This window comes from Desulfovibrio oxyclinae DSM 11498, from assembly GCF_000375485.1.
GTDB lineage: Bacteria > Desulfobacterota > Desulfovibrionia > Desulfovibrionales > Desulfovibrionaceae > Pseudodesulfovibrio > Pseudodesulfovibrio oxyclinae.
The window spans coordinates 1-24,713 of sequence record NZ_AQXE01000003.1 but is presented as its reverse complement, the minus strand read 5'-3'; the positions used below and the strand labels follow the sequence as shown (position 1 = coordinate 24,713).

At 58.3% G+C, this 24,713-nt stretch carries 24 protein-coding genes, 2 tRNA genes and 1 CRISPR repeat array; of the genes, 17 read left to right on the top strand and 9 right to left on the bottom strand.

Annotated elements, in window-relative coordinates:
* Positions 1-70: 70 nt before the first annotated feature.
* The 6 genes from B149_RS0104185 to B149_RS0104160 all read right to left on the bottom strand — a co-directional run bounded on the left by B149_RS0104185 (position 71) and on the right by B149_RS0104160 (position 3,656).
* The gene (locus tag B149_RS0104185; protein ID WP_018123912.1) at positions 71-547 is read right to left on the bottom strand and encodes a phosphatidylglycerophosphatase A family protein; all 477 of its coding nucleotides are present in this window, start codon (positions 545-547) and stop codon (positions 71-73) included.
* Between the two features lie 78 nt (positions 548-625).
* A complete protein-coding gene (locus tag B149_RS0104180) occupies positions 626-1,210 on the bottom strand; it encodes a DJ-1/PfpI family protein (RefSeq protein ID WP_018123911.1) in 585 nt (194 codons plus the stop codon).
* A gap of 131 nt (positions 1,211-1,341) precedes the next feature.
* Positions 1,342-1,899, bottom strand: a complete 558-nt coding sequence (locus B149_RS0104175; protein WP_018123910.1) for a hypothetical protein — start codon at positions 1,897-1,899, stop codon at positions 1,342-1,344.
* 168 nt (positions 1,900-2,067) lie between these two features.
* The gene (locus tag B149_RS0104170; RefSeq protein ID WP_018123909.1) at positions 2,068-2,595 is read right to left on the bottom strand and encodes a GNAT family N-acetyltransferase; all 528 of its coding nucleotides are present in this window, start codon (positions 2,593-2,595) and stop codon (positions 2,068-2,070) included.
* A gap of 93 nt (positions 2,596-2,688) precedes the next feature.
* Positions 2,689-2,970, bottom strand: coding sequence for a hypothetical protein (locus B149_RS18825; protein WP_018123908.1), 282 nt, complete (start codon positions 2,968-2,970; stop codon positions 2,689-2,691).
* A 71-nt stretch (positions 2,971-3,041) separates the two neighbouring features.
* The gene (locus tag B149_RS0104160; RefSeq protein WP_156816740.1) at positions 3,042-3,656 is read right to left on the bottom strand and encodes a Maf family protein; all 615 of its coding nucleotides are present in this window, start codon (positions 3,654-3,656) and stop codon (positions 3,042-3,044) included.
* 171 nt (positions 3,657-3,827) lie between these two features.
* On the opposite strand from B149_RS0104160, the gene B149_RS0104155 reads away from it, so the two are divergent.
* The 11 genes from B149_RS0104155 (at position 3,828) to B149_RS0104105 (ending at position 14,936) form a co-directional block, all read left to right on the top strand.
* Positions 3,828-4,529: an OmpA/MotB family protein gene (locus tag B149_RS0104155; protein WP_018123906.1), complete on the top strand. Its 702-nt coding sequence runs from the start codon at positions 3,828-3,830 to the stop codon at positions 4,527-4,529.
* A gap of 13 nt (positions 4,530-4,542) precedes the next feature.
* The gene (locus B149_RS0104150; RefSeq protein WP_018123905.1) at positions 4,543-5,439 is read left to right on the top strand and encodes a motility protein A; all 897 of its coding nucleotides are present in this window, start codon (positions 4,543-4,545) and stop codon (positions 5,437-5,439) included.
* Positions 5,440-5,585: 146 nt separating this feature from the next.
* Positions 5,586-6,548, top strand: coding sequence for a glucokinase (locus B149_RS0104145; protein ID WP_018123904.1), 963 nt, complete (start codon positions 5,586-5,588; stop codon positions 6,546-6,548).
* A gap of 2 nt (positions 6,549-6,550) precedes the next feature.
* Positions 6,551-8,020 carry a dihydrolipoyl dehydrogenase family protein gene (locus B149_RS0104140; RefSeq protein WP_018123903.1) on the top strand — a complete coding sequence of 490 codons (1,470 nt, stop codon included), beginning with the start codon at positions 6,551-6,553 and terminating at the stop codon, positions 8,018-8,020.
* 39 nt (positions 8,021-8,059) lie between these two features.
* On the top strand, positions 8,060-8,539 hold the full coding sequence (gene gpt / locus B149_RS0104135; RefSeq protein ID WP_018123902.1) for a xanthine phosphoribosyltransferase: 480 nt from the start codon (positions 8,060-8,062) through the stop codon (positions 8,537-8,539).
* Positions 8,540-8,638: 99 nt separating this feature from the next.
* On the top strand, positions 8,639-9,775 hold the full coding sequence (locus B149_RS0104130; RefSeq protein ID WP_018123901.1) for a BMP family ABC transporter substrate-binding protein: 1,137 nt from the start codon (positions 8,639-8,641) through the stop codon (positions 9,773-9,775).
* An 18-nt stretch (positions 9,776-9,793) separates the two neighbouring features.
* Positions 9,794-10,873: an ABC transporter permease gene (locus B149_RS0104125; protein WP_018123900.1), complete on the top strand. Its 1,080-nt coding sequence runs from the start codon at positions 9,794-9,796 to the stop codon at positions 10,871-10,873.
* A 6-nt stretch (positions 10,874-10,879) separates the two neighbouring features.
* Positions 10,880-11,797 carry an ABC transporter permease gene (locus tag B149_RS0104120; RefSeq protein WP_018123899.1) on the top strand — a complete coding sequence of 306 codons (918 nt, stop codon included), beginning with the start codon at positions 10,880-10,882 and terminating at the stop codon, positions 11,795-11,797.
* 3 nt (positions 11,798-11,800) lie between these two features.
* Complete coding sequence (locus tag B149_RS0104115; protein WP_018123898.1) at positions 11,801-13,336, top strand: ABC transporter ATP-binding protein; 1,536 nt, start codon at positions 11,801-11,803, stop codon at positions 13,334-13,336.
* Positions 13,337-13,402: 66 nt separating this feature from the next.
* Positions 13,403-14,155: a basic amino acid ABC transporter substrate-binding protein gene (locus tag B149_RS0104110; RefSeq protein WP_018123897.1), complete on the top strand. Its 753-nt coding sequence runs from the start codon at positions 13,403-13,405 to the stop codon at positions 14,153-14,155.
* Between the two features lie 73 nt (positions 14,156-14,228).
* Positions 14,229-14,936, top strand: a complete 708-nt coding sequence (locus B149_RS0104105) for an amino acid ABC transporter permease (RefSeq protein WP_018123896.1) — start codon at positions 14,229-14,231, stop codon at positions 14,934-14,936.
* A gap of 52 nt (positions 14,937-14,988) precedes the next feature.
* On the opposite strand, the gene B149_RS0104100 is transcribed toward B149_RS0104105, so the two are convergent.
* Positions 14,989-17,064 carry a thioredoxin domain-containing protein gene (locus B149_RS0104100; protein WP_018123895.1) on the bottom strand — a complete coding sequence of 692 codons (2,076 nt, stop codon included), beginning with the start codon at positions 17,062-17,064 and terminating at the stop codon, positions 14,989-14,991.
* 256 nt (positions 17,065-17,320) lie between these two features.
* Here B149_RS0104100 and der point away from each other — a divergent pair, with 256 nt between their 5' ends.
* Together der and B149_RS0104090 are read left to right on the top strand one after the other, a co-directional pair.
* On the top strand, positions 17,321-18,808 hold the full coding sequence (der, locus tag B149_RS0104095) for a ribosome biogenesis GTPase Der (protein WP_018123894.1): 1,488 nt from the start codon (positions 17,321-17,323) through the stop codon (positions 18,806-18,808).
* Positions 18,809-18,891: 83 nt separating this feature from the next.
* Positions 18,892-18,982, top strand: a tRNA-Ser gene (locus B149_RS0104090).
* Positions 18,983-19,352: 370 nt separating this feature from the next.
* On the opposite strand, the gene B149_RS16410 is transcribed toward B149_RS0104090, so the two are convergent.
* On the bottom strand, positions 19,353-20,171 hold the full coding sequence (locus B149_RS16410) for a hypothetical protein (RefSeq protein ID WP_018123892.1): 819 nt from the start codon (positions 20,169-20,171) through the stop codon (positions 19,353-19,355).
* 218 nt (positions 20,172-20,389) lie between these two features.
* Here B149_RS16410 and thiM point away from each other — a divergent pair, with 218 nt between their 5' ends.
* The 3 genes from thiM (at position 20,390) to B149_RS0104065 (ending at position 22,928) form a co-directional block, all read left to right on the top strand.
* Complete coding sequence (gene thiM / locus B149_RS0104075; RefSeq protein ID WP_026167440.1) at positions 20,390-21,190, top strand: hydroxyethylthiazole kinase; 801 nt, start codon at positions 20,390-20,392, stop codon at positions 21,188-21,190.
* Positions 21,190-21,831 carry a thiamine phosphate synthase gene (thiE, locus tag B149_RS0104070; protein ID WP_018123890.1) on the top strand — a complete coding sequence of 214 codons (642 nt, stop codon included), beginning with the start codon at positions 21,190-21,192 and terminating at the stop codon, positions 21,829-21,831. Before thiM ends, thiE begins: the two co-directional genes overlap by 1 nt.
* Positions 21,832-21,920: 89 nt before the next feature.
* On the top strand, positions 21,921-22,928 hold the full coding sequence (locus B149_RS0104065) for a PilZ domain-containing protein (protein ID WP_018123889.1): 1,008 nt from the start codon (positions 21,921-21,923) through the stop codon (positions 22,926-22,928).
* Between the two features lie 4 nt (positions 22,929-22,932).
* On the opposite strand, the gene B149_RS0104060 is transcribed toward B149_RS0104065, so the two are convergent.
* Positions 22,933-23,367 carry a Fur family transcriptional regulator gene (locus B149_RS0104060; protein WP_026167439.1) on the bottom strand — a complete coding sequence of 145 codons (435 nt, stop codon included), beginning with the start codon at positions 23,365-23,367 and terminating at the stop codon, positions 22,933-22,935.
* A gap of 124 nt (positions 23,368-23,491) precedes the next feature.
* Between B149_RS0104060 and B149_RS0104055 the strand changes: the two genes are divergently transcribed.
* Positions 23,492-23,583: transfer RNA gene (locus B149_RS0104055), tRNA-Ser, on the top strand.
* Positions 23,584-23,835: 252 nt separating this feature from the next.
* Positions 23,836-24,706: direct repeats of the CRISPR family, unit length 28 nt; unit sequence TTTCTGAGCTGCCTACGCGGCAGTGAAC.
* Positions 24,707-24,713 lie beyond the last annotated feature (7 nt).

Genomic DNA, 24,713 nt, shown 5'->3' with positions numbered 1-24,713 from the left:
CTGACAACTTAGGGATTCCAAAGGGGGGCCGCCCCTTTGGTCCGCCCGAAGGGCCCGTCGGAGACTCTTCCTACAGCAGGATATAGTTAAACAATCCCAGACAGAATGCGGCGTAGATGCCTGCTGCGACGTCATCGATCATGACCCCGAGTCCGCCTTCAAAGGCTGTTTCGAGATTTTTTACAGGCCATGGCTTGAGGATATCGAAGAGTCGGAAAAAGCCGAAGCCGAGCAGGTAGAGTAACGGTGACAGTTCGGGGAACAGGCAGTAGGTGGCCCAGAGGCCGAGCAGTTCGTCTATGACGATGCTGCCGGGGTCTTTTGTGGCGGTGATGCGTTCGGTTCTGGTGGCGGCCCATGTGCCGATGCCGAGGATTATGAGCAGTATGGCCAGCCGTCCGGGGATGTTGAGGGGCATGAAGAGGGCGGGGGCCAGCAGCATGGCGGCAAGGGATCCCCAGGTGCCGGGGGCGGGCTTGAGGTAGCCGCTGTAGCCGACTGTGGATATGAAGAGTGCGAGGCGGTTTTTTATCTGTTCGTTTTGCATGGGGTCGGGTTTACTCGTTGGGTGACGGTTGGGCAAGCATGGAAGTGAAAAGGGGCACCTGAGGTGCCCCTGATTGGTCTAGGCTTCGATCTTGGTACCGAGCAGTTCGAGGAATTTGCGAATCCATTCGGGATGCGCGGGCCATGCGGCGGCGGTGACGAGGTTGCCGTCCACGTAGGCGTCGCTGAAGGTTTCATTCTGGCTGATCCAGCAGCCACCGGCAACTTCGATTTCCGGTTTGACGGCGGGATAGGCCATACCGGAGCGGTCTTTCATGACGCCAGCGGCCACGAGGATCTGCTGGCCATGGCATACGGAGGCGACGGGCTTGTCGGTTTCGAAGAAGTGGCGGGTAAATTCGAGCACTTTTTCGTTGAGACGCAGGTATTCGGGGGCTCGGCCGCCGGGGATGACGAGAGCGTCGTAGTCGGCAGGGTTCACCTTGTCGAAGTCGAAGGTGAGCATGAAGTTGTGGCCGCGTTTTTCGGTGTAGGTCTGGTCGCCTTCAAAGTCGTGAATGGAGGTCTTCACGGTATCCCCGGACTTTTTGTCGGGGCAAACGGCGTGTACTTCGTGGCCGACCATGGTCAGCATCTGGAAGGGGACCATAACTTCGTAGTCTTCGACGAAATCGCCGACGAGCATGAGAATCTTCTTGGCCATTTTGTTAGCTCCTTGTCGTTTGGTTCAGAGAACGCGGGAAGTATAGCGTATTTTTTTGCCGATGCAACCAATGAGAACGCCCCGGTCGCGATGAATCGTGACCGGGGCGGGAAGATCGGAATGCGGGCCTGTTAGCCGAAGGTGCGTTTGAAGAGGTCTTCGATGGCTTTGCGACCGTTTTCTTCAAGGAAGCGCGTTCCGGTACCGCAGAAGTGGCGGTGGCCGATGACTGGTTCGGCGCATTCGTCCCATTCGCCTTTGTCGTGGTTCCAGCTGAACCAGCCGTCGCGGACCTGGCCGAAGGCGTACAGGGGTTTGTTGCAGATCTTGGCGAACTCGGCACCCCATCCGGTGCCGCCCTTGATGGTTCCGTCCTCGCGCAGGGTGCCGACAACGAAAACTTCGTGGCTGCTATCGACCTGATACATGATGGTCTGCAGGACGGAGCGCATCAGCTTGGCATTGGTGAATTTTCGGTGCAGCAGGTTGGAGACGTAGTGCAGGCTGACGTCCTTACGTGCGAGTTCCTCCGGGGTGAGCGGGCGCAGTCCGCGTGTACGGGCGGGGGAGTGTCCGTCGAAAGTGAAGTTGACCTCGTTCAGACCGTACTGTTCCGCCATTTCGCCGAAGAAGGCTTCCGCGCCGTTGGCACCGCCGCTGAACAGGGTATATTCCTTGGGATCTGCCACGTCATGCTCCTTGTCGAGGTTTGTATGAACCCGGACGCGTTTCGCAATACTGTGCGAAAGAACGTCCTGCCAGCCTTTCTGGTTCGATGCGTGGACCGACCGTTTATCTGGATCGTTCGCTCCGAATTCGCATTGTCCTGAGGATTAACACAATTTGTCTGCCCGGCGTCAAGTATTCCTTGCAACGGAACCGGCGAAGCTTGCCGAAACCGGCAGGGCCATCTCGTACCAGCGGGCCCCGCCGTGCGTGCTGGCGGAAAGGCCTCTGTTGCAAAAGCCCAGCCGTTCGTAGAAGTCAATGAGATCATCCTTGCACAGCAGCAGGACGCTCTTTCTGGACTGTTTGCGAGCCTCGGTGATGAACTCGCGCATGAGTGATGCGGCGATGCCTCTGCCTTGATACGCCGGGAGTACGCTCAGGCTGAAGATGACCACGTTGCACCCATCGTTGCAATGTCCAACCAGTTTCTTGAACGCTTCATCGGTGATGTCGTTTTTGTGGGTGGCGCCGCTGTTGATCTGGCCTATGATCATTCCGTTGCGTTCAGCGACAAGAAAGCCTTGAGGAAATCGTTCAATGCGGGTGCGAATGCCGTCTTCGTCCGCGGCCTCGTCGGGCGGAAAGCAGGCCTGTTCAACAGTGTGGCAGCCTGTAAGGTCGTCGGGGCGGACGGTGCGGATGGTTATCTCGTTCATCTGTGCTTCCAGTGTATAGTCACGTGCGGCCTTTGTGTCTGAAGGGCGTTGCACTTGTCGGTGGGATTACCGTGGGGGAACAACGCCGCCGGTCTAGTTCCGTTTTCCGGAGCGACAGGCTGATTCTTTGGAGAAATGCTTTTTGTAGGGGAGCATCCAGAACAGGCAGGACACAACCCAGACTACGCTTCCTATCAAAGAAAGCACGTCGCCATTTCGTATGCTGGAAACGATGAAAAACAGGCCGGACAGACTGAAGCCCGAGAGAGCCAGCAGTTCAAACTTCCATTCCGTGTTTTTTTCAGCCGTTTTTTCCGGAGCGGGCTCGTGAGGATGGTTTGTATTGCGCAAGCGGGCGGCGGGCTTTTTCTCCATTTCGCATTTCTCCGTGTGTTGCTTTGAAACGAGTCAGCGGAACTGTACGCGCCGGTGGGGATCTGCCCGATCTAGCGGGATGTGAGCACGTCGTACTTCAGCAGTACATCCAGCAATTCCGCCAGAGGCAAGCCGACGACGTTGGTGTACGAACCGGAAATCTCCGTTACCAGAAAAGTGCCGATGCCCTGAATGGCGTAGGCCCCGGCCTTGTCACCGGGTTCGCCCGTAGCAATGTAGGAGAGCAGTTCCTCGCGGGAGGACGAGCGCATGCAGACTTCGGTTTCGGCTGCGAAGGTCACGGGATCTCTGTCCGGGAACACCACCGCCACGCCGGTGACCACCTGGTGCGTCTGCCCGGAGAGCGCCGTGAGCATTCGCAGGGCGTCGGTGTCGTCCACCGGCTTGCCCATGATCTCGCCTTCCAGAGCCACTACAGTGTCCGAACCAATAACTACGGCCTGGGAGTGGCGTCCGGCCACCTCGTGCGCCTTGGCTTCGGCCATTCGAACCGCGTACGCCGCCGGGGATTCGCCTGCTTCCGGACTGGGTTCATCGGCGTCGCTGGGGGCAACCGAAAATTCGATGCCCAGATTTTCCAGCAGTTCGCGCCGTCTGGGGGATGCCGAGCCGAGAATGATCGTCTTTTCCGCCCTGAACGGGCCGGGATGCTGATTGTTTTCCATGCGCGCTTCATTACCGGAAACATGAGCGGAGTCAATGCGCCGGCAGTGTCGGAAAACCGCCGCTGAGATCATTGTCGATGCTTCCCTTTGACTTATTGTCAGTAGTTTTAGGCTGTTGTTGTTTTGGCAGAATATTTGCTTCAGTCCGGGTGAAAAACCAGCGGAGTACAGATGAAGGAATATTTCTCCGACATGAAGGGCGATCCTCTGGAAGCTTCTGCCTTGCAGGAGCAGGGAGGGGATTGGGCCACATCCTGGGCGGACCTGATGATGGTCATGTTCGTTCTTTTCACCGTGCTGTTCGTGTATGCGGGCAACAAGGCGGAACTCAAGGTCCTGTTCAGTCCCGACACAGCCGAGCGGGCAAAGGAGACCAACTCCATCGACCCGTTGCTTGGTCTTATCGGCAACTTGAGCGGGCTGGCCGACTCGTCCAATGCGGTCAATGGTCCCGCAGGTTATCAGGGCGAAGTGGTCTTCAAAGCTCGCGATAATGCCGTGACCGTGTTGCGTGAAGGGGATTCCATGCGTGTGATCATGCGCGGGGACATCTTTTTCGCTCCCGGCGGTGAATCGTTGCTGAGCGGGGCGGACGAATACCTCGACGAGATCGGCAGCATTCTGCGCACCACCCAGGGAAACGTCATGGTTGTTGGGTATGCCGCCGCAACGGAACTCGAAGGAAAGAGCGGGTTCAGCCTGTCAGCAGGAAGGGCGGAGTCCGTCGCGGAACGATTGATCGGACGCTACGGGATGCGACCTGAACGCATCGCCGTGACCGGGCGAGGGGCGCATTCCCCCGACGTGCCCGCATATCTGGAAGATAGCGCGGATCTGAATCGCCGCGTGGAAATCATAATGGTGACGAGATAGGGAGGAAGCATACATGAACATGAAAAGCGCATTGATTACCGGCGTGTGCCTGCTCGTCTTCCTCGGGAGTTTTCTGCTTTCGGGGAGCGCGACAGTCTACCTGAATCTCGCCGCCTTCATGGTGGTGAGTTCCGGGGTCGCGGCCGCGATGATGCTCGGCAATCCGCTCTCGCGCCTGCGGGAGGCGTTCTCCGCTGCGGCCCGTTCCTATTCCGCGGACTCGGCCACGCACGGAGAAATCGTCAGGACTCTGTTGGACCTTTCCGTCAAGAGCAAGATAGATGGTTTGCTCTCGCTGGAAAAAAAGGAGCACGAGGCCACCAGTTCTTTTCTCAAGAGCGGTTTGATACTGCTCGTGGACAATTATTCCGAAGAGGAAATGCGCGACTGCCTGAGCGCGGAGATGCATTTCTTCAAGCTGCGACAGGAACGCTGTGAGCGTGTTTTCCGCACCATGGCGCGCCTCGCTCCGGCCTTCGGGGTAGCGGGCAGCGTTATAGGTCTTGTGGGGATGCTCATGGGCCTAAACGACACTGCCGCGATTTTGACGCACATTCCCGTCGCGCTCATTTCCACCCTGTACGGATTGGTCATCGGCAACCTGTTTTTTGCTCCCGTGGCCGACAGGATCAACGATGCCACGCGCAATGAACTGCTGAATCAGAAGCTTATTCTCGAAGGTGTGGTGGCCATCGCCAAGGAACAGAACCCGTACAAGCTTGAGCGCAAGCTTGCCTCCTTCCTGCCGCCCGAAGAGCGCAGCGGCAACGTGGAAGTTCTGCGTGGAATCACCCGCAAGTATATCCAGAGACGCAAGCAGGAGGCTGCCGAAGCCGAACAGATGGAGCCGGAAGAATCCCGCTCCGAAAAGAGGAGTGGGAATGACGAGCCTCTAGCCGAGGCCGTCTAACACTCTTCTTGAAATCGGCTCCGCACTGTTGACCATTACGGCCCGTCGTCCTGAACGACGGGCCGTTTTTGTTTCATGCAGACGCTGACGTTTCATTATCTGCCGGAAGTTTCGCTTTCTGGCCGGATATGCTAATCGGGTAGTTCATGCAGAAAACCAGTTTCAAGAGTGTCTTCGTTGCCGATGTGGGCGGTACTTCCGCCAGATTCGGCCTTTTCCGCGGGGATGCGGCAGGGGCCGAGCTGGTTCGTGCGCAGCGGATGCCGGTGGTTGAGGCGGAATCGTTCTCCGAGTTGTTGGGCAAGGCCGCGGGAATGGGATTTCCCGCAGGGCCGGATGAAGTTGATGCAGCGGTTTTCGCAGTTCCCGGTCCCGTGCGGGGCGAGAAGGCTGTTTTGCCCAACATCCCTTGGGATGCCGATCTTCACGACGCTGGCCCGTGGTCTGGACGGTGTCGATTGATCAATGATTTCGAAGCGCAGGCCCGGGCCTGTATGACGCCCCTGATGCAACGTGCGGAGCTTCTCCATACCGGAGACCCTGATCCCGCCGGAACACTTGCGGTCATTGGCGCTGGAACCGGCTTGGGACACGCTGCCATTCTACAGTATCCTGAAGGGTGGTTGCCCATGCTTTCCGAAGCGGGACATGCGGTGTTTCCTTTGCTCGACGAAGAGGAACTCTGGTTCTCCGAGTTCGTCAGGCGACGCGGTGGACGCTGTCCAAGCGTGGGGGACGACATGGTCAGCGGAAACGGTCTGGCGTTGTTGCACGAGTTTTTGACGGGAGAAACCGTCACCCCGGAACAGGCAGGGGAGCGGCTGGACCCGGACGGTCCTGTGGCTGAAACGTTTTCCAAGTTCTATGGGCGCGCCTGCCGCAACTGGGTGCTTTCATCCAACGCCACGGGCGGACTGGTCATCTGCGGCGGGGTGGCCTCGCATAGCCCCGAACTGGTGCGTTCCGTTGCCTTTCAGGAGAGCTTTTTCGGGCGGGACGATTATACGCAGTACATGCGAGCCATCCGGGTGCGCCTTAACGCCGACCCGCTTGCGGGCTTGCATGGTGCGGCTCAGGCGGCGTTTCATCTTTTGCAGAGTGGAGATTGAGAATGGCGGACCGCGACTACGATATCGGCATACTAGGCGGTGGCGCGGCTGGCCTTACCGTGGCTTCCGGCGCAGCCCAGCTTGGCGTGAAGGTTCTGTTGATCGAACGAGAGGAAAAGCTGGGCGGTGACTGTCTTCATTATGGATGCGTCCCGAGCAAGACGCTCATCAAGAGCGCCAAAGTCTACCATCAGATGAAGAATGGGCAAAAGTGGGGGCTGCCCGGCGTGAATCCGCCGCCTGTGGATATGCGGTCGGTCTCGGATCGCATTCGTTCGGTCATAGACCGGATTCAGGAGCATGATTCCGAAGAGCGTTTCTGCTCGCTCGGTGTGAAGGTGGACTATGGCGAGGCGAGCTTCGTGGATGAACATACCGTCGATTACGGCAAGGGGCCTGTCACGGCTGATCGCTGGGTCATTGCCACAGGCTCTTCTCCTTCCGCGCCGTCGGTTACCGGGCTGGATCGCGTGCCGTACTGGACCAACAAGGATATTTTTTCGCTTCAGGAACTCCCGGCTTCCCTGACCGTGCTCGGCGGCGGCCCCATTGCCTGCGAGATGGCTCAGGCCTTTGCCCGGCTCGGCACGTACGTCACCGTCATTCAGCGCAGTGACCGAATTCTGACCCGCGAGGACGCGGACATGGCAGCCTTTGTAAAGGGCTCCATGGAACGTGACGGGGTCCGCTTCGAACTCGGAACGTCCTTGAAGGAAGTTCTTCACGGCGATGCCGGGTTCGAGGTCGTATACGAGCAGGGTGGCGACGAATTCTCACTGCACTCGGAGCGGCTGTTGGTCGCGCTCGGGCGAAGGCCGAACATAGGGGGGCTCAATCTGGAAAAGGTCGGGGTGGAGTTCGACCGCAAAGGTGTTCTCGTGGATGACCGAATGCGCACCGCCGTCAAGCATATATACGCGGCCGGGGACGTTACCGGCAGAAATCAGTTCACTCATGCGGCCGGGTATGAAGGTGGCATCGTCATTTCGAATGCGGTTTTCCGGCTGCCGCGTAAGGCGGATTACAAATGGCTGCCGCACTGCACATACACCGATCCGGAGCTTGCCTCTGTCGGCATGAACGAGGAGCGGGCCAAGGCGGCGGGGATTGAATATTCGGTGCGCCGTGAGTGGTTCTCGGGCAACGACAGGGCTCTTGCAGAAGGCGAAGAGGAAGGCTGTCTCAAACTGTTGCTGGACAAAAAGGGCAGGCCGGTCGGCGTTCAGATATGCGGTGCGCACGCGGGCGAACTTTCAGGAGAGTGGGTGGCTGCGCTCAACGGCAAGGTGGGGCTGACCGATCTTGCAGGGGCGGTACACCCGTATCCCACACTGACCGAGATCACCAAACGTATCGGCGGCAGCGTTCTTTCCGAGAAACTTTTTTCCGATACCGTGCGCAAGACGCTGCATTTCATTTTTGATTACAAGGGGCGTGCCTGCGCTCTTGATAATCAGAGCAAAAAAGAATAATAACCCCCCTTTCCGATAATCATACGGGGGAGAACGAGCGTGTCCAACAGCGAGAGATACAAGAAAATGTTCCCGGTTTCCTGGGAACAGTTGCACCGGGATTGCCGAGCCTTGTCGTGGCGTCTTGTGGAGCATGGCCCCTGGAAGGGCATCATCGCCATTACGCGCGGAGGACTCGTCCCGGCCGCCATTATCGCTCGCGAGCTGGACATCAGGCTCGTGGACACCATCTGTCTCGCCAGCTACGACTGGCAGAGTCAGGGCGAAGCCAATATCATTAAGAATGTCCAGAACGACGGGGAAGGCTGGCTGCTGATCGACGATCTGGTCGACACCGGCAAGACCGCGAAGATAGCTCGCGACATGGTGCCCAATGCGCACTTTGCCACAGTCTACGCGAAACCCGAAGGCCGCCCTCTGGTCGAGACTTTCATCACGGAAGTCAGTCAGGATACTTGGATTCTTTTCCCTTGGGATTCTCAACCTCAGTTCATTCAACCCATCGTGACGCTCGACTAGTTCAATGCAGGATGAAAGTCCCGGCGGTGTGGCGTGATGCATTGCGCAAAACCGGCTGCTGGGCTATTGCCAGTATACAATCTCAAATGGAGGGGTTCCATGAAACGTTTTGCGAGGTTCTTTGCCGTTGCCGCCTGTGCGGTGATGCTGCTGGCTCTTGCCGCCTGTGGCGGTGGTGAGCAGAAGGCCGAGGAAAAGCCCGCCGAAAAGGCCGAAAAGGCCGCATCGGCAGAGAAGGAAGACCAGCTCAAGGTCGGTTTCGTTTACGTCTCCCCCGTCGGTGACGCAGGCTACTCCTACTCTCACGACCTGGGCCGCAAGGCCGTGGCTGAAATGCCGGGCGTGAAGACTTCCTTCGTCGAATCCGTCATGGAAGGCGCCGACTCCGAGCGCGTCATCCGCAACATGGCCAACAACGGCTTTGACCTGGTCTTCACCACCAGCTTCGGCTACATGGATCCGACCAAGCGCGTCGCCAAGGAATTCCCTGACGTTGCCTTCATGCACTGCTCCGGCTTCAAGAAGGCCGAGAATATGAGCAACTACTTCGGCCGCATGTATCAGGCCCGCTACCTCACCGGCCTCGTCGCCGGCTCCATGACCGAAGGAAACAAGATCGGCTACGTTGCCGCTTTCCCCATTCCGGAAGTCATCCGCGGCATCAACGCCTTCACCCTCGGTGTGCGTGAAGCCAATCCCGAAGCACAGGTCCGCGTGGTCTGGACCAAGACCTGGTATGACCCGGCCCTCGAAAAGGACGCCGCCATTTCTCTGCTGGACGTGGGCTGCGACGTCATCGCTCAGCATCAGGACTCCCCCGGCCCGCAGGAAGCCGCTCAGGAACGCGGCAAGTACTCCGTGGGATACAACTCCGACATGTCCGCCTTTGCACCCAAGGCTCACCTGACCGCCGCCATCTGGAACTGGGCTCCCGTCTACAAGGAGACCGTCAAGAAGGTTCAGGAAGGCACCTGGGAAGGCAACCAGTCCCTGTGGTGGGGCATGGAGACCGGTGTTGTGGACGTGGCCCCCATGGGCGACATGGTCCCGGCCGAAGTCAAGAAGCTTGTTGAAGAAAAGAAAGCCGAACTCGAAGGCGGCAAGGATATCGTCTTCACCGGCCCCATCAAAAACCAGAAGGGCGAAGTCGTGATCCCCGAGGGTGAAAAGGCCGATGACGGCCAGCTCCTTGGCATGAACTACTTCGTCGAAGGCGTTATCGGTAACACCGAGTAACGACCATCAAGTACGCTTATGACGCTTGGACTCAAGCTGAAAAAGCGCGATGAACCCTGGAAGTGGGGCGCCCCGGTAATCCTCGTGGGCGCCCTGCTCTTTTCCTTCCTTATCAGTGCACTGCTGCTGGAAGGTCAGGGTCAGAACGCTTTGGAAGGCCTCAGTATTCTATGGAGCGGCGCTTTCGGAAGCGCCTACGCATTTCAGGGAACCTTCCTGAAGGCGGTGCCCATCTTCATGTGTTCCCTCGGCGTTGCCGTGGCCTTTCGCATGCAGATATGGAACATCGGGGCCGAAGGGCAGTTCGCTCTCGGCGCCATCGGCGCGACGTGGATGGCCCTGAGCTTTCCCGACATGCCGTGGTACGGCCAGCTGCCGCTCATGTTCTTCATGGCCTTTCTGTTCGGGGCGTTCTGGGCCTTCATACCGGCCTTCCTGCGTCTCAAGCTGCACGTCAACGAGATCATCTCCACCCTGATGCTCAACTACATTGCCATCCTGCTGCTTGAGTATCTCGTTTTCGGCGTGTGGCGTGACCCGTCCAGCTTCGGCTTCCCAATGACCGCAGAGTTCTCGCCTGGCGGCGTCATCGCCGGTATTGCCGGAACCCGGTACCACTGGGGCATAATTTTCTGCGCCATCGTCGGCGTGTTGCTCTGGGCCTTCATGCGTTTCACCCGCATGGGCTTCGAGCTCAAGGCGAGCGGGGAAGGCCCTCGTGTGGCCCGGTATGCGGGCATGCCGTATGGCTTCCTCGTCATCTTCGTCATGTGCGTCTCAGGCGGACTGGCGGGATGGGCGGGGTGCATTGAAACATCCGCCATCCTCGGCAGACTCCAGCCGAGCCTTATGGTCGGCTACGGCTATACTGCCATTGTCGTGGCATGGCTTGCCAGACTGGAGCCGCGCAATATCGCATTCGCCTCGCTGCTTTTGGCCGCGCTGCGCGTCGGCGTCGAGAACATGCAGTTGCAGATGCAGATTCCTGCGGCCTTTGGTGAAATCATGGAGGGCGTTATCCTGCTCTCCGTTCTCGCCGGACAGTTTTTCCTGAGCTACAGTCTGGAGCGGGTGTCCGACTCCGCGCAGGAGGCATAGACAGACATGACCGAATTGATCATCCCCCTGTTGGCAGCCACCGTGCAGTCCGGAACCCCCGTGCTTTTTGCCACGCTTGGCGAAATGTTCACGGAGAAAGGTGGTGTCCTCAACCTTGGCGTGGAAGGTATGTTGAGCGTGGCGGCGCTTGCCGCGTTTCTGACCGCCTACTTGACCGGTTCTCCGTGGCTGGGATTTCTCGTTGGCGGAGCGGCCGGAGCCTGCATGGCCCTGCTGCATGCCGTGGTCTGCATCAGCTTCCTCGGCAATCAGGTTGTTTCCGGCCTTGCCCTGACCATTTTCGGGTTGGGGTTGACCAAATTCCTCGGCACGCCCTACATCGGCCAGACCGCGCCCGGTTTCTCCAAATTCGCGTTCCCCGTTCTGTCCTCCATTCCCTACATCGGAGACATCTTCTTCAGGCAGGACGCGTTGGTCTACGTGTCGTTCATCGTCCCGTTCATTTTCTGGTTCTTCTTCAGGCGCACGAGCCTCGGTATGGCGGTCACCGCTACTGGAGAATACCCGCAGGCCGCAGCCGCAGCCGGACTCAAGCCCATGCTGCTTCGCTATTTCGCCGTCTGTACCGGCGGGTTCCTCGTGGGACTCGGCGGCGGATACCTTTCGCTGGCGTACACGCATCTGTGGACCAATGGTCTCTCCGGCGGGCGTGGCTGGATCGCCGTTGCGCTCGTCATTTTCGCGTTCTGGCGTCCGGGCCGCGCAGTCATCGGCGCCTATCTTTTCGGCGGTGTCATGGCCTTTCAACTTCGGCTTCAGGCCTCCGGCACCAACCTGCCGTCGTCGCTTCTGCTCATGCTTCCCTACGCGTTGACCATCATCGTGCTCGTGCTTTCCGCCTTCCGGGGCAGGGGAACCGAGGCGCCCGCCGCGCTGGGAACCAACATCGAACCCGAGGGCTAGGCCGTGGAAAGCAAGTACCCGTCCCGCGACCGCAAGCCGTTCTCCGAGCTTGGCGAAACGCCCGCCGTCCGGCTGGTGAATCTCACCAAGCGTTTCGGCAAAGTGGTCGCCAACGACAGCATCAATCTCGACATTCACGCCGGGCGCATCAAGGCGCTTCTGGGCGAAAACGGCGCGGGCAAATCCACCATGATGAGCATGCTCGCCGGTCGCTACAAGCCCGACGACGGCTACATCGAGATCGACGGAGAGCCCGTTTCCTTTTCTTCATCCAAGGATGCGCTGGATGCCGGAATCGGCATGGTTTACCAGCACTTCATGCTCGTGGAATCGATGACCGTGGCGGAGAACGTCCTGCTCGGTCAGGAAGGCAAGTTCTTCGTTGATCCCAAGGAGATGGTTGAGCGCGTCAGCGGCATTGCCGAGCAGTACGGACTGGACATCAATCCGGCGGCACGCATTTGCGACCTTTCCATGGGTGAGAAACAGCGCGTCGAGATTCTCAAGCTCCTGTACCGTGAATCGCGTATTCTGATTTTCGACGAGCCCACCGCCGTCCTCACTCCCGAGGAGACCGTTCGCCTGTTTGAGGCGCTCTGGAAGATGGCGGATCAGGGCAAATCCATTGTTTTCATCAGCCACAAGCTGGAAGAGGTCATCGCGCTGGCAGACGAGATCGCTATCCTGCGTCGCGGCCGCATCGAAGGCGTGGTTGACCCGGCCTCCATTGAATCCAAGGCAGATTTGGCCCGTCGCATGGTGGGCAAGGAAGTGCTCCTGGAGATCGACCGTGAACCCATGGAGCCCGGCGAGGAAGTGCTCGACGTGCGCAATCTCACCGGCATGGGGCTGGAGGATGTGAATTTCAACATCCGTCAGGGCGAGGTGCTGGCCATCGTTGGCGTGGCGGGCAACGGCCAGAAGGCGCTCATCGAGGCCATCTGCGGCCTGCGGAAGCCACCGCGCGATACCATCTTCATCAACCGCAAGCCTTGGCGCAAGTTCTTTGCGGAATCCACGTGGAAACGCTCGCTTTCCTACATCCCCGAAGACCGTCTCGGCCTTGCCACGCTGAGGAATCACAACCTCGTGGACAACCTGCTGCTGACCACCCGCAAGGGTTTTGCCTTCGGGCCGTGGCTGGACAAGAAGAAGGCCGCCACCAAGGCCAAGGACCTCATCAAGAAATTCGACATCCGGCCGCCGAAGATTACGGCGCTGGCGTGGCAGCTCTCCGGCGGCAACCTCCAGAAGACCGTTCTTGCCCGTGAGCTTTTCCGCGAACCGGTTCTTATCGTCGCGGAGCAGCCCTCGCAGGGGCTGGATGTCTCCGCTACGGAAGAGGTCTGGAAAAGCCTGCTGGAAGTCCGGGAAATGGCGGGGGTTCTGCTTGTGACAGGCGACCTGAACGAAGCATTACAGCTTGCCGACAGGGTTGCGGTCATATATAGAGGCCGAATTCTGGGTATGTTGCCCACGGGTGACGAAAAGACTCCGGGAAGGATCGGGCCGCTCATGGCTGGCCTGAGTGAAGAATAGTGCAAGGGCCGGACTTTGTTCGGCTTCTGGTCGGAAACGGTTAGTATTCAACCAAGGAGGAGAGGCATGAAAAGAATGTTCAAAATGCTGGTGGCCGTCATGGCCATGGTCATGGTGCTCGGCGTCGCGGCCGCCAACGCCGAAGGCATGCTGGAGCGCGTGAAGGAAGCCGGTGTGGTCACCGTCGGCAACAGCCCCGACTACCCGCCGTACGAAAACATGGACGGCGACAAGCGCGTCGGTTTCGACATCGACCTCATGGAAGCCATCGCCGACAAGATGGGCATCGAGATCGAATGGCGGACCATGGGCTTTGATACCATTATTTCCGCTGTGACCATGGGTCAGGTTGACCTCGGTTGCTCCGGCTTCGGCATCACCGAAGACCGCAAGCGCAGCGTTGATTTCACCGATCCGTACTACCGCTCCGGTCAGGGCATCGTGACCCGTAAGGGCGCTGACATCAAGGCCGGCAAGGATCTCGCCGGAAAGCGCGTGGCCGCCCAGCTCGGCACCACCTGCGTGGAAGCCGCCCGCAAGGTTGACGGCGCCGAAGTCGTGGAACCGGAAACCTGGTCCGTTGCCTTCATGATGCTCAAGACCGAAGCCGTGGACGCCGTCGTCGCCGACATCCCGGTTGCGGAAGAATACGCCAAGAAGCAGGGTTTCGTGATCGCTCCGGAGCCGCTGACCGAAGAGCTCAACGCCATCATCGTGCCCAAGGGCAACCCCGAGATGGTCAAGGCGCTCAACGCCGCTCTCGCCGAGCTCCGTGAGGACGGCACTCACGCCAAGCTCGTCGAAAAATGGATGAAGTAAGCTAGCGCATGACGCAACGGCCGGAAGGATACGTCCTTCCGGCCTTTTCGCGTCCAAGCTCCCGGGGGAGACCGTGGACTTTTCTCTTGTATTCGAACATTACGATCTATTTCTCAAAGGCGCGCTGAACACGCTGAAGATCACCCTCGGCGCGCTTTCGCTCGGCCTTGTGCTCGGCACGCTTGCCGGTACCAGCCGCATAAGCCGCAACGTGTTCATGCGCTACGCTGCGGATACCTACATTCAGGTCATTCGCGGCACCCCCATGCTGCTGCAGATCTACTTTTTCTTCTTCGGCCTGCCCCAGCTGTTCATGGTCCTCTTTGACGTCAGGCTGCCGCAGGATCCGCTGTGGCTCGGGATGCTGGCTCTGGGTATCAACTCGGGCGCCTACACGGCCGAAATCATCCGCGCCGGCATTCTCTCCATCGACCGCGGTCAGATGGAAGCTGCGCGCTGTTCCGGTCTGACGCATCAGCAGGCCATGATTTCCGTCATTCTGCCGCAGGCGTTCAGACGCATGATTCCGCCTCTTTGCAACGAGCTCATCGTGCTGCTCAAGGACTCCTCGCTGGTGTCCGTGGTCGGCTTCGGCGAGCTGATGTACACCTCCAAGGTGCTCGGGGCGAAATACTACACCTTCGTGCCGTTCCTGTTCGGCGCAGGCGTCATCTACCTCACCTGCACCTTCACCTTCGCCAAGATCCTCGACTACGTGGAGCGAAGGCTTAACGCAGGCAGCTCAAGGGACGACGATAAACAGATCGTCGACCTCGGTTAAAACGAAAGCCCCCGGTTCTCCGGGGGCTTTTTGTTTCCATGTTCAATCATCGTCAATCTGCCGATTTGGAAAGTTGCTCTCGCAGATCTTCGGGCGATGTGACGGGGCGTCGGCAGGATTTGTCGATGCAGACCCATGCCGCCGCCTCGGCGCCCATCCCTTCCAGCTCCAGCTTGTAAGGAGCCGGATCGGGGAGGGCGGTCGGAAGGTCGGGCTCATCGATCGGTACGAAGATTACCGTGGTGGACATGGGACGGACCGGGGCGAGGGATTTCAGAAGCTCTCGCGTAGCCTCCGAATCGGTTTTGCCCGCCACGACGATGTCGGTTTCGGCGTGTTGCATCAGTTCCAGCGCGCCGACCATGTGGACCAGTGCCTGAGGCTGCTGTTCCAGAATGCCGGAGAAAGCCGTGGCGCAACGCGTGGCGGCATCCCTGAGCGCCTGCATCCTCAGCATCCTGCTCAGGCGATAGAGCGTGTGTACGGCCACGGAATTGCCGCAAGGCAGAGCGCCGTCGTAGCTGTCCTTCTGACGAACCAGAACAGTTTCCGAATCCTTGGAACTCAGGTGGAACCCGCCGCGTTCCTCGTCCTCGAATGAATCGATCATGTTACGGGCCACCAACAGCGCCTGTTCGAGCATACGGTTGTCGAACGTGGCATCGTGAAGCTCCAGAAGCCCCCAGAGCATGTAGGCGTGGTCGTCGAGAGTGCCGGGTGCATTCATGACGCCCTCTCGGTAGCCGTGCCGAAGCGCGCCGTTGCCGTCGGAAAGTGTGTCGAGCACGAACTCGGCGGCTTTTTTTGCTGCGTCAGTGTATTCCGGCTGCCCCAGAACCCTGCCGCCACGAGCCAGCGCCGCTATCATGAGTCCGTTCATATCGGTGAGAATCTTGTCGTCGAGGTGCGGCCTGATGCGTTTTTCTCGCTCGGTGAAGAGTTTTTTTCGCGCGAATTCCAGCAGTTCGGCGGGCACCGGTGATACATCGCTTTCATGCGGGATATTGCGCCCCGTCAGCTCTCCTGTGGCTTCGTCGCGGAAGTTTCCTTCCTGCAATATGTTGTAGTGCTTGCAAAACGCTGCGGACTCTTCGGGTGACAGGACTGACTCGATTTCCTTCAGTGTCCAGGTGTGAAAGAGTCCCTCCTCACCTTCGCTGTCCGCATCTTCCGCAGTGTGAAATCCACCGGAGGGGTCGCGCAGGNCACGCAGTACGTAGGTGAAGATGCGTCGCGCGGTTTCCGCAAACTCGTCATTGCCACTGATCTGATAGGCTTCCAGATACGCCAGCGCGAGCATGGCCTGATCGTAGAGCATCTTCTCGAAGTGAGGCAGCAGCCACATGCGGTCCGTGGCATAACGATGAAAACCAAAGCCTACGTGATCCCAGACGCCGCCGCGACGCATGGCGGCCAGCGTCTCGAACGCCATGGATGCGGGTTCCTTCGAGCCTGTCAGCCGTCCATGGCGCAGGAGAAAGAGGAGATTGTGCGGGGAGGGGAACTTGGGCGCGGAGCCGAATCCGCCGTACTGGCTGTCGAATCCGCTGCTCAGTGAGCCGTGGACCAGTCTTGCGAGTCTGCGGCCATCGGGGAGTCCGTCCGAGGAAGGGGCCGGTGTGCTGATGGAAACAAGGTTCTCCGTGATATTTTCGGAGACGTCCATAACCTTTTGTCGGTCGGTTTTCCATGCGTCGGTTATTCGGGGGATGAGTTCGTCCAGGCCGAGCCTGCCACCTCGTGCGGAAGGGGGGATGTACGTGGCGGCGAAGAAGGGTTTTCTGTCCGGCGTGAGCACCACGTTCAGCGGCCAACCGCCGGAGCCGGTCAGCAGGTTGCAGACCGTCATGTAGACTGAATCCACATCCGGGCGTTCCTCACGGTCCACCTTGACGCAGATGAAGGCCTCGTTCAGAAGCCGGGCGATGTCCTCGTCCTCGAAGCTTTCCCGCTCCATGACATGGCACCAGTGGCAGGTGGAATAGCCGATGGAGACCAGCACGGGCTTGTCCTCGCGCCGGGCGCGCTCGAATGCATCATCGCCCCATGGAAGCCAATCGACCGGATTGTGTGCGTGCTGGAGAAGGTAGGGGCTTTTTTCGTGAATCAGGGCGTTGGTGTATTGCATGATAGCCTCGGCTTGATGGGTTTTCTTTTCAGACTGCCTGTTTCAGCGGTCAAGTCAAGGCGGTTTGCCGATTTTGGGTGGGGCGAAACGGAGTGTGGGATGTATTGGACTCGACAAGGCAAAGTAAGTAAGCTACACAGCGCGCCGCACATGGTGCGAATTTCGGGGCCGGCGGCCTCGTCAGACAATATTTCACAGGCTCCCCGTCGGCCCGTCGGCCGTATTCATCCGCCTGTCAGGGGAAGCGAGGATTTTCATGCTAGCAACAGTTGCACTGGTCGGACGGCCAAACGTAGGTAAAAGCACGCTTTTCAACCGCCTGCTGCGCAGGTCGGTGGCCATCACGCACGACCTCCCCGGCGTCACGCGCGACCGCATCTTCGAGGAATGCCAGATCAAGGGCGTCCGTTTCGGTCTGGTGGACACGGGCGGCATGGTGCTGGAGTCCGAAGCCACTCCCGAGCTGTCCAAGGATTTTGAGAACGAGATATTCGAGCAGGCGCGCGAAGCCATCCTCGAAGCCAACGCCATCGTGCTGGTGGTTGACGGCAAGGAAGGCATGACACCGCTTGACGAGCAGGCCGCAGAGTTTGTCCGCAAAAGCGGCAAGCCGGTGCTGCTGCTGATCAACAAGGTCGATGGTTCGGAAGTCGAGGCGAACATGTGCGCCGACTTCTATTCCCTCGGCCTCGACATGCTGCCGGTCTCCGCGGCTCACGGCTACAAGCTCAACGAAGCCCGCGAGCGCGTGGCGGAAATGGTGCTTGATCTCGGTCTTCCCGATGAGGAGGAAGACGACGTCGAGCGCGGTGTGCGAATCACCATGCTCGGCAGGCCCAACGCGGGCAAGTCCTCCATGGTCAATGCCATTATCGGCCAGAAACGGCTCATCGTCAGCGATGTTGCCGGGACCACGCGCGACAGCATCGACGTGACCTTCGAGCAGGGCGGCAAGCGGTACACGTTCGTGGATACGGCCGGAGTGCGGCGCCGCACCAACATCACGGAGCAGCTGGAGCATGTGAGCGTGCTCAGGGCACTCAAAAACTCCCGCCGTTCCGACGTGACCGTGCTGGTCATCGACGGCACCGACCGCGTCTCGCGGCAGGACAAGCGGCTGATCGAGTTTCTCGTGCGCGAGAAGGTCCCGTTTATGGTCGCCGTGAACAAGGTTGACCTCATCGAGCGCTCGCAAAGCACCTACGTCATGGATCTTTTCCGCAAGGAACTGCGCATCGTGCCGCATGTGCCGGTGTTCATGACCTCTACGCTCAAGAAAGTGGGTGTGGGCAAGATTCTTCCGTTGGCCGAGAGCATGAAGGCCGAATGCGCCGTTCGCGTCGGCACCGGCGCGCTGAACAGGGCGCTGGAGTCGGTCATTCAGCAGCATCAGCCGCCCGTGGTCAAGCGCAGGCGTCCCAAGTTTTACTACATCACGCAGGCGGACGAGGAAATCCCCACCTTTGTCTTCTTCGTCAACGACCATACCATCGTCAAGGAATCGTACATGCGGTACCTTGAGAATCAGCTTCGCAAGCTGTTCGGCATCCAGCACGCGCCCGTGCGCGTCTATTGCCGGTCCAGCCATGAGAAGAAGGGCGGCGAAAAGCGCCGCGGCATGACTTCCATCGGCAAGCGCGGCCCCGGCAAAGGCCTTCGCTATGGTGCCAAGACCCGCAAGCAGGAAAAGGAAACCGAGACCACGCTGCGCCGTCGCCATCAGGACAAAAAGGAAAGAAAATAGTACAAAAATCCTCACTTTCCTTGACACTGCAAGGGGGGAAAGTGTAGATGCTTGTGCCTCGACGCATTGAGGCGTCCAAACGCGGAGAAGTGGCCGAGTTGGCTGAAGGCGCACGCCTGCTAAGCGTGTAACGGGGTAACTCGTTCGGGGGTTCAAATCCCCCCTTCTCCGCCAGAGATTCCAGGGGCTTACGATGAAAATCGTAGGCCCTTTTTTCGTGCCTGAAAGTGCTTGTGGGACCACGTGTGGGACCACTTTCCTGAAATTCGTGCACGGGAAGGCTTTTTGTTTTGTTTCAGTTGCCCAATAAAGGAGGGTGGTAGGGGACAGAGATGAGGAAGCAGAAGGTTGAAATACAAAGGCTGTGACAAGGCAAGTAGTCACAAAGCGCCTCTGTCATTGTAGGTGAATGGTTCCCCCCTCTCTTGAGCAAAGTCTCTTTTCTGGCAACGATCTTTTTGCCTATTCGGTATTTCTCGCCCCGCAGGTCCAGTCTGATTCAAAATGAACGAACCATCATCGTTCAGGTAGAGATGCTGTAGCTTCATGAAGGCGTCCTGAGACGGATCACTGTTCGATTTTCCGGTTTGATCAGCTCGAAAGTTTCTTCAAGATGATCGTTGAGTATCTTCTTGAGCAGTCCGGTTTCTTTGGCCTGCGTCAGGCAGCGGTGGAAGACGTCGCGCAGTTCGGCATATTTCGGACTGAGGTAAAGGATCATTTCGCGCTCGTATTCAAGGATGAGGTGAGGATCGAGCGTCACGTGTTGTCCGTATGTTTCCAGTTCAGTGAGAATTTCGGGCAATCCTCTTGGAAAATAATCCACATTCCGATTCGTGTTGCCCACGAGTCGATAGAGCAATTTTGTATTCGCAACTTCATACGCTTCAAGGCCGTTGGCAGACCATACCTCGCAATCGAACCAGCCCATGCCGAGACCGGCGACTGCTTCCATGTTTTTGAGTTCCTTGATGCTTTTTACCCCTTCGAATATGTCGGGATGGCTTTTGGGAACCAGAAGCACTCTTCTTCCCATCATACCATCCAGAAGTCCGACTGGGATCGGGATATACTTGCTGTCGCGTTCCGCCGTGCGGAGCAGGAAAGCGCCGGTCAGTTTTCCCTGTTCCAGCATCAGCTCCATGCGTTTGGGAGGCGTTTGCGGCGCGCGGGTGATCACCAGCTTTTCCCCTCCGAATTCAAATGCCCGTTCCACAACGTTATGCAAGAGCAGGTGGCTGCCGCCATCAAAAGTCGGCAAAACGGCATGGTGGTGGTCGCGCGCATGAGCCGTACGGTTGACAGTCACCACGGCTGCCAGCAATAGTGCTAAATGAAAAACCGTTTTTTGTTTGAAGAGCATGGCCTTACCTCGTGTGATATTTCGGTCAAAAACGCGTATGGCATAGGAAATAAGACGCTGTTTAGCAATGATATGTGGCGGAAATTCGGTAAGAAGTTCCTTTTTTGCGGCTTTTGACGCCACAAGGAGCCGGGGGACATCAGTTGCCTTGCGGATGCAATCGCGGTAAACGAGAACATTCGGAAATCAATTGCAAAAGCACTATGGATCAAATGGAAATGAACAAAAGCACAATTTGCGAGAATCTGGAAAAACTTCGTGAAGCTGGACCGTTGGTGACGAGTATCACCAACTATGTCGTGACCAACTCCACGGCGAACGCGCTGCTGGCCATCGGTGCTTCTCCGATCATGACGCACGCGGTAGAGGAAGTTGAAGAACTCATGGCTTTCAGTGGTGCGCTGGTCATCAATCTGGGCACCGTCGCTCGGACCTATGCCGAAGCCATGCCCGTGGCATGGGCCGCAGCCAACAAAAACAACGTTCCCGTGGTTCTCGATCCCGTCGGCGCCGGAGCCACCAAGCTTCGGACCGAGCTTCCCGTCGGAATGCTGAAGGAATATCGTCCGGCGATCATTCGCGGTAATGCGTCCGAGATCATGACGCTTGCCGGCCAGTCCGGTTCGGCAAAGGGTGTGGACAGCACTCAGGGGGCCGAATCCGCAGAAGAAGCGGCGCGGGATCTTGCCAAGACGCATGGTTGCACCGTTGTGGTCAGCGGTGAGACGGATATCGTCACGGACGGCGAGCGGCTGGTACGCATTGGCGGTGGCTCTCCGCTCATGCCTCGTGTGACGGGCCTTGGCTGCACCTGCACGGCTCTTTGCGGAGCCTTCTGCGCCGTGGCCGATTCCGCTTTCGACGCAGCGGTTTCCGCCATGACAGTCATGGCCGTGTGCGGAAAACGCGCCGCCAACAGTTCGGACGGTCCCGGCACCCTGCAACTGCACATTTACGACGAGCTCTACAATCTCGGCATCTCCACGCTTGAGGCCGAAATGGAAGTGAGCGAGGACTGATGCGCGAGGTTGATTACGGCGTTTATCTCGTCACCGACCGGAACTTGTGCCTTGGCAGACCACTCATGGACGTGGTGCTTGAGGCCGTTTCCGGCGGTGCCGGGATAGTGCAGTTGCGGGAGAAGGACGCGGACACCCGTGAATTCGTCGAACTCGCCTGCGCAATGAAGGCTGAACTTGAAGGGCGGGATGTGCCCCTTCTTATAAATGACCGCATCGATGTTGCATTGGCCTGCGGGGCGGATGGCGTTCACATCGGACAGAGCGATATGCCGTATGAACTCGCTCGCCGTATGCTGGGCCCCGATGCCATCATAGGCTTGTCCGTGGAAACCATGGAGCAGGTTTACGAGGCCGAAGCACTGGATGTGGATTATCTCGGCGTGAGTCCGATTTTCGCCACGGGTACAAAAACCGACACCGGCAGACCGTGGGGGCTGGACGGGTTGAAGGAAATCCGCTCACGCTCTCGGCATCCTCTTGTGGGCATAGGTGCACTTGGCGTTCACAATGTCGCAGAAGCCATCCGTGCGGGGGCGGACGGGGTGGCGGTTGTTTCCGCACTTTGTTCGGCTCCTTCGCCGCATGAGGCGGCCAGAGAACTGGCACGAGCTGTGAGGCAGGCCCGTCGTTCTCTCTGAGTCGATATCGGCTCAGTTCTGGCTAGCACGGGCGCGACACATGAGATGCACCGTGAATCGGCGGCAGAGTCGCTATAGCAAGGAAAACCATGTTTGATCCCGTGATGCAGCTCGACTACCTGCGAGACGTTCAGCAGACGTTTGCGCACGGTTCGGGAAGATATGACCTGTTCGAGGTCTTTTTCACCATCCTAAAATACGTGGTGCCTGTGGTCACGGTTGTCGCTGCGTGGCGGTATCGCAGTTATCTGCAATACCTTTTTATGGCTTTTGTCTCCCGCGTCGTTCACGGCCCTCGTCACACCGACATCGAAAAATATCTGACCGCAAAGGGCGTGATGCTGGAAGTCCATTTTCTGGACCCCAGCGGAATCGGTCCGATGCTGTGCCACGCTCGGATATCCTCGGTTTTTTCCGGAAGACTGGACATGGACCTGATTCAGGTGCGTCCAACTGCGCGGAATCTGAAAGGACAGCAGGTCATCTGCCTTTGCAAACCGTTTTCCTACAAGGGTGAAAAATACAATTCTTTCGTGAGTCACATTGCCTATGCCGGGCGCAAAGGCGGGGCGTTGCGTAAGTTGGTGCTCCTTGCCCCGGTCCGCTACCGCTTCACGATCCGTCGAAAGCATACCCGGCAGCGGGTAACGCGGCAGGACATGTTCCGCATCAAGGCATGGGACGGCAGGAAGCGTTCGAATTTCTGGCAACAGCGCCCGGACATCCAGACACTCACGCAGAGCACGCGCAATCCGCACAAGATGCAGTTGCGCGTCGGCAACATCTCTCCGGGCGGCATACGCCTTTATGTGGACAATCCGAAGCAGAGCGAACTGCCACCGCTCAAGGAAGGGTATACGCTGGTCCTGCGCATCAGCATTCGCCAGCCAAAGACGAAGAAATTCGTTTACTTCACGGTACTGGGGACGATTCGCAGTCGCTTCAGGGGCAAAGGTGGGAGTGTCGGTCTCGGAATTCAGTTCACCGCCATGGCGGAGAAAAACGCGGGTGAGGGCACCGGGTATTCATGGCGGACCATCAAGGAAGAGGTCGGCCCTCTGGCCCGCTTGTTGGCGGACCTGCGAAGCAGCAAGTAGCTTTTTAGCGTTTACCCCGGCAGTCGGGGCAGAGGCCGTAGAGATACATTTTGTGGTGCGAGAGCTTGAAACCGTGCTCCTCCGCGATGGTTTCCTGCCGCTTTTCAATCATGGGATCCATGATTTCGATATTCTTGCCGCAGGCTTCGCAGATGAGGTGGTCGTGGTGTTCTTTGCCCCAGGCCACTTCGTAGCGGGCGACACCGTCGGCGAAGTCGAGTGATTCGATGATGCCTGCTTCGGCCAGCAGCTTGAGCGTGCGGTAGACGGTGGCCTGTCCCACGGAGCTGTCACGTTTGCGCACCTTGTCGTAAATCTCCTCGGGGGAGAGGTGCTGCGTCTGCTCCAGAATGCACTCAAGAATGAGTCCGCGTTGCGGGGTCATTTTGAGATTCTCGTCACTGAGATATTGCGTGAAGGCTTCTTGTGGCGTTTTCATTCGAATCAATAGGTTTTAATTGTTGAATATGCTTCTCAATACGGGAAGAATCACTTTCGTGTCAATCAATCTTGAGGGTGCTTGACAGAATTGCGGAAGTGCATAAGATATCGAGCTTTGCAGCGGCGGGGTGTCCGAGTCCGGCTTATGGAGGCGGTCTTGAAAACCGTTGGCCTTTCACGAGGCCCGTGGGTTCGAATCCTACCCCCGCCGCCAATTGACAGAACCGCCACGTTCAATGTGGTCCGAAAGCCCCCGATTTTTCGGGGGTTTTTTTGTTTTTCGGGGTTGGATACGAAGGGCTGTCCCTGCTGAACGGGTCTCGGTGTGTCATTTGTTGGCGTTGCCGTGCTCCCTGCACATGTTTTAAAGATATCAACTAGGTCGGCCATACAAAGCTGTATTAGGGTTTTGCGTCAGGCCTTATTGCACTACTCGTTTTTATTGACCCTTCATATGGAGGGAGTTTTTCTGAGCTGCCTACGCGGCAGTGAACCCAAGAGCCTGCGCGCCGCAGTCATTGCCCGCTTTCTGAGCTGCCTACGCGGCAGTGAACGGATACGGTTCCACCCTGCGCGACTGGGTCATTTTCTGAGCTGCCTACGCGGCAGTGAACCGTGGGCGATGCCATGGAGCGTGCGGAATGGATTTCTGAGCTGCCTACGCGGCAGTGAACACAGACTCTTGCCAACATAAAAGCGGCAATCTTTTCTGAGCTGCCTACGCGGCAGTGAACCGTACTCGGTGGCCTGCCCCCTCGCTCGGGCGTTTTCTGAGCTGCCTACGCGGCAGTGAACCCACCTTTCTCGTTGATGGAAAGGGTGGATCGTTTCTGAGCTGCCTACGCGGCAGTGAACTTGATGCCGCAGACTATGGAACAGTTTTCAACTTTTCTGAGCTGCCTACGCGGCAGTGAACGAATCCATATCCCGCGTTGTCAGAAAGCTCGTTTTCTGAGCTGCCTACGCGGCAGTGAACATCCACGTGATGTTCGTCAGCGACCTCAAACATTTCTGAGCTGCCTACGCGGCAGTGAACTCCATCGAAAAGGCCAGCGCGATGGACGTGGATTTCTGAGCTGCCTACGCGGCAGTGAACCAAGAAAGCCCGCAATGACTTCGCCCTGAACATTTTCTGAGCTGCCTACGCGGCTGTGAACCGCGGGAGGCCATGCCGCGCCGCAGGGTTTCATTTCTGAGCTGCCTACGCGGCAGTGAACTGGTCTCGCGGCTGTGATGTCCGGTGACCGCTTTTCTGAGCTGCCTACGCGGCAGTGAACTCGTTGATCTGCTGGACCAGCTCGGAGTTGCCTTTCTGAGCTGCCTACGCGGCAGTGAACACAAAAC

Coding starts and splice junctions, on each gene's coding strand:
- B149_RS0104120 (WP_018123899.1), top strand. CDS start 10,880: ATGACCGAATTGATCATCCCCCTGTTGGCAGCCACCGTGCAGTCCGGA.
- B149_RS0104140 (WP_018123903.1), top strand. CDS start 6,551: ATGGCGGACCGCGACTACGATATCGGCATACTAGGCGGTGGCGCGGCT.
- B149_RS16410 (WP_018123892.1), bottom strand. CDS start 20,171: ATGCTCTTCAAACAAAAAACGGTTTTTCATTTAGCACTATTGCTGGCA.
- B149_RS0104110 (WP_018123897.1), top strand. CDS start 13,403: ATGAAAAGAATGTTCAAAATGCTGGTGGCCGTCATGGCCATGGTCATG.
- B149_RS0104065 (WP_018123889.1), top strand. CDS start 21,921: ATGTTTGATCCCGTGATGCAGCTCGACTACCTGCGAGACGTTCAGCAG.
- B149_RS0104180 (WP_018123911.1), bottom strand. CDS start 1,210: ATGGCCAAGAAGATTCTCATGCTCGTCGGCGATTTCGTCGAAGACTAC.
- B149_RS0104155 (WP_018123906.1), top strand. CDS start 3,828: ATGAAGGAATATTTCTCCGACATGAAGGGCGATCCTCTGGAAGCTTCT.
- B149_RS0104130 (WP_018123901.1), top strand. CDS start 8,639: ATGAAACGTTTTGCGAGGTTCTTTGCCGTTGCCGCCTGTGCGGTGATG.
- B149_RS0104125 (WP_018123900.1), top strand. CDS start 9,794: ATGACGCTTGGACTCAAGCTGAAAAAGCGCGATGAACCCTGGAAGTGG.
- B149_RS18825 (WP_018123908.1), bottom strand. CDS start 2,970: ATGGAGAAAAAGCCCGCCGCCCGCTTGCGCAATACAAACCATCCTCAC.
- B149_RS0104060 (WP_026167439.1), bottom strand. CDS start 23,367: ATGAAAACGCCACAAGAAGCCTTCACGCAATATCTCAGTGACGAGAAT.
- B149_RS0104170 (WP_018123909.1), bottom strand. CDS start 2,595: ATGAACGAGATAACCATCCGCACCGTCCGCCCCGACGACCTTACAGGC.
- B149_RS0104150 (WP_018123905.1), top strand. CDS start 4,543: ATGAACATGAAAAGCGCATTGATTACCGGCGTGTGCCTGCTCGTCTTC.
- thiM (WP_026167440.1), top strand. CDS start 20,390: ATGAACAAAAGCACAATTTGCGAGAATCTGGAAAAACTTCGTGAAGCT.
- thiE (WP_018123890.1), top strand. CDS start 21,190: ATGCGCGAGGTTGATTACGGCGTTTATCTCGTCACCGACCGGAACTTG.
- B149_RS0104185 (WP_018123912.1), bottom strand. CDS start 547: ATGCAAAACGAACAGATAAAAAACCGCCTCGCACTCTTCATATCCACA.
- B149_RS0104145 (WP_018123904.1), top strand. CDS start 5,586: ATGCAGAAAACCAGTTTCAAGAGTGTCTTCGTTGCCGATGTGGGCGGT.
- der (WP_018123894.1), top strand. CDS start 17,321: ATGCTAGCAACAGTTGCACTGGTCGGACGGCCAAACGTAGGTAAAAGC.
- B149_RS0104160 (WP_156816740.1), bottom strand. CDS start 3,656: ATGGAAAACAATCAGCATCCCGGCCCGTTCAGGGCGGAAAAGACGATC.